Origin of the sequence: Mesorhizobium sp. M1E.F.Ca.ET.063.01.1.1, from assembly GCF_003998155.1 — a bacterium.
Lineage (GTDB): Bacteria > Pseudomonadota > Alphaproteobacteria > Rhizobiales > Rhizobiaceae > Mesorhizobium.
Window position 1 is genome coordinate 1 of sequence record NZ_RZSC01000665.1, and the last position, 3250, is coordinate 3250.

Here is a 3250-nt window from a genome sequence, read left to right on the forward strand (position 1 = left end):
CGACGAGAGGGTCTGGACGCATCCGACCGACTATGCCGCCTGCCAGGCCATCGCCGACGTCGCGCGCGAGGCCGAGATGCAGGCGATCCGCTATCGTTCGGCGCGCGATCCGAAGGGCGCCAACATCGCGCTCCTGACGTGCAAGGGCTTTGCCAAGGCCAAGCCGCTCGAGCCTCACACCTGGCGCATCCGCATCGGCTCGCTCGGCGTCCAGGCGATTTGCGAATTCCCCGACAAGCGGCTCGAATTCTCGCGCACAGCCTTTGCCGATCCAAGACTGGCGAACATGCGCTGGGTGCGCGGCCACTGACGTTTCGACCTAAGCGAGGATGTTCACGGCACGCGCAGCCACCAGCGCGATCGTCAGCAGCGAGATCATCGCCTCGGCCATCATCAGGAGCTTGGCGCGTTGGGTGAGCGGCAAGGTGTCGGTCGGCGAAAACGCCGTCGCGTTGGTGAACGCAAGAAACACGTAGTCGACAAAGCCCGGCAGCCAGTCGCGGACCTCGCGGTCTAGCAGCGTCATCTGCGGGAACAGGAAATCGGCATGCGCGCGCTTGACCAGACCGCAGGTCGGCGGGCCGCCGCGATCGGTGCTCCAGAACCACAGCGCGAAGACGATGACGTTGGTGACCCAGATATTCAGCGCATCGAGCAGCAGTGTCGTGCCGGCGCCGGCATGGCCTTCGAGCAGCGCCCTGACCAGGAAGACCAGCGAGCCGCAATTCATGATGCTGATGACGCCGGTCATGACCAGGGCGGTGCGGCGGATGAAGACGCGGAACCGGCCGATCGCGTGCCAATGTTCGTGGTCGACGGCCTTCTGCGTCGCCATCTGCGTCCAGGCCGTCGCGACCGACAGGGGCACCAGCAGCGCCGCCTCGATCGCGGGCGCCAACCAGCGCGGACCGAACGACAGATCGTTGATGACCAGAAGCTGCAGGCAGATGACGACAAGCACCGCCGCCCGCGCCGACCAGAAGTCGATCGCGCGGTGATGGATGATGGCATGCTCGTGACGCATGGCGGAACCTGTGCCGTGTGCGCGGTTTCTCGACCGCGGCGGCGACACCTCCACCTCAATCTTGGTCTTGCGATGGTCGCGTAACTATAAATTTTCGTAAGGTTTTTGGCGAAACGCCGTGCCGGGCCGGCCCCAAACGAAAAGAGCGCCGGATTTGCTCCGGCGCCCGGGTTCGATCGCCAGCAGTTGGCTCAGGCGCTGGCGGCCTGCTTGTGCTGGACCGGATGGCTCTTCTTCAAGAGGTCTGAGACCAGGAAGGCGAGCTCGATCGCCTGGTCGGCGTTGAGGCGCGGATCGCAATGCGTGTGGTAGCGATCCTGCAGATTCTCGGCGGTAATGGCGCGGGCGCCGCCCGTGCATTCGGTGACGTTCTTGCCGGTCATTTCGACATGGATGCCGCCCGGATGCGTGCCCTCGGCGCGATGCACCTCGAAGAAGGTCTGCACTTCCTTGAGAATGCGGTCGAATGGCCGCGTTTTGTAGCCGGCCGCCTCGATGGTGTTGCCATGCATCGGGTCCGACGACCACACCACGTTGCGGCCTTCCTTCTTCACCGCCCGCACCAGCTTCGGCAGATGCTCCGCCACCTTGTCGGATCCAAAGCGCGCGATCAGCGTCAGCCGGCCCGGCTCGTTCTCGGGGTTGAGCAGGTCGATCAGTTCCATGAGGCCGTCCGGCGTCAGCGACGGACCGCATTTCAGGCCGAGCGGGTTCTTGATGCCTCGGCAATATTCGACATGCGCATGGTCGGGCTGGCGGGTACGGTCGCCGATCCAGATCATGTGGCCCGAGGTCGCGTACCAGTCGCCCGAGGTCGAATCGACGCGGGTCAGCGCTTCTTCATAACCCAGCAGCAGCGCCTCGTGGCTGGTGTAGAAATCGGTCTCGCGCAGCGCGAAATTGGTTTCCGACGTGATGCCGACCGCGCGCATGAAATCCATCGTCTCGGTGATGCGGTTGGCGAGCGATTCGTATTTTTCGCCTTGCGGGCTGTCTGCGACGAAGCCCAGCATCCAGCGATGCACGTTCTCCAGGCTGGCATAGCCGCCCTGCGCGAAGGCGCGCAGAAGATTGAGTGTCGCCGCCGACTGGCGGTAGGCCATCTCCTGCCTGGCCGGATCGGGGATGCGCGACTTGGCGTCGAACTCGATGCCATTGATAATGTCGCCGCGATAGCTCGGCAGGGTTACGCCGCCCTTGGTCTCGCTGTCGGACGAGCGCGGCTTGGCGAACTGGCCGGCGACGCGGCCGACCTTCACCACCGGTTGCGCGCCGGCGAAGGTGAGCACGACAGACATCTGCAGGAAAACGCGGAAGAAGTCGCGGATGTTGTCGGCGCCATGCTCGGCAAAGCTCTCGGCGCAGTCGCCACCCTGGAGCAGGAAAGCTTCGCCGGCAGCGACCGCCGCCAGTTGCTTCTTTAGCTTGCGCGCCTCACCGGCAAAAACGAGCGGCGGGTAGGTGGCAAGCCGCGCTTCCGTGACCTCCAGCGCCGCAAGGTCCGGATAGACCGGAACTTGCTTGATCGGCTTTGCTCTCCACGAATTCGGCGACCATTTCGTCATCGCTGCACCCAAACGCCCTTTCAGAACAATTCCCGGAAAGTGTGAAACGTTTAGGCTCGGCGACTTCGCCGTGCCCACCATCCGGAATTGCGTCAATCGAACAAGCAGGCCCTCGCCCGCAAAACCCTGTGACTAGGATCGCGGCTCCTTACACGAAGCCGATTTCCTATTCTAGACGGGAATTTCAGCAGTGGCGAATGCCTTCGCCTGCCAGAGCGCCGCGGCGAAGCCGTTAGGCGGCTTTGTCGACCAACCGCGCCAATTGCGTCATCACCACTGCCGATCCGGCCAAGCGTTTCTCTGCGTTCGGCCAGTCGCGGATGAAGACGACGCTGTGATCGGCCCTGATCTTGGCCAGCGACCCCTGCTCGCCGATGAACCTGACCAGTCCGACGGGGTTGGGGAATTCGCGCTTGCGGAAGTGAATGACGACGCCCTTGGGTCCGGCGTCGAGCTTCTCGACATTGGCCTTGCGGCAGAGCGCCTTGATGAAGACGATTTTCAAAAGGTGCGTCACCTCCTCCGGCAGCGGCCCGAAACGGTCGATCAGCTCGGCGCCGAAGGCGTCGATCTCCTCGGTGCTCTCGAGGTCGCCGAGGCGGCGGTAGAGCGCGAGCCTGAGTTGCAGGTCCGGCACATAGCTTTCAGGGATCATCACCGC

Annotated in this window: 4 protein-coding genes; 1 reads left to right on the plus strand and 3 read right to left on the minus strand. The window is 63.8% G+C overall.

What is annotated here, in order from left to right; genetic code table 11:
* On the plus strand, window positions 1-310 hold a 310-nt coding region (locus EOA29_RS30185), incomplete at its 5' end, for an RES family NAD+ phosphorylase (RefSeq protein ID WP_148669390.1).
* A 9-nt stretch (window positions 311-319) separates the two neighbouring features.
* Here the strand turns inward: EOA29_RS30185 and EOA29_RS30190 are convergent.
* The 3 genes from EOA29_RS30190 to EOA29_RS30200 all read right to left on the minus strand — a co-directional run.
* A complete protein-coding gene (locus tag EOA29_RS30190; RefSeq protein ID WP_127222029.1) occupies window positions 320-1024 on the minus strand; it encodes a hypothetical protein in 705 nt (234 codons plus the stop codon).
* Between the two features lie 191 nt (window positions 1025-1215).
* A complete protein-coding gene (locus EOA29_RS30195; protein WP_126093506.1) occupies window positions 1216-2589 on the minus strand; it encodes a 3-deoxy-7-phosphoheptulonate synthase class II in 1374 nt (457 codons plus the stop codon).
* A gap of 232 nt (window positions 2590-2821) precedes the next feature.
* Window positions 2822-3250 (minus strand): TRCF domain-containing protein (locus EOA29_RS30200; RefSeq protein WP_348628924.1); only part of this gene is annotated, 429 nt, incomplete at its 5' end.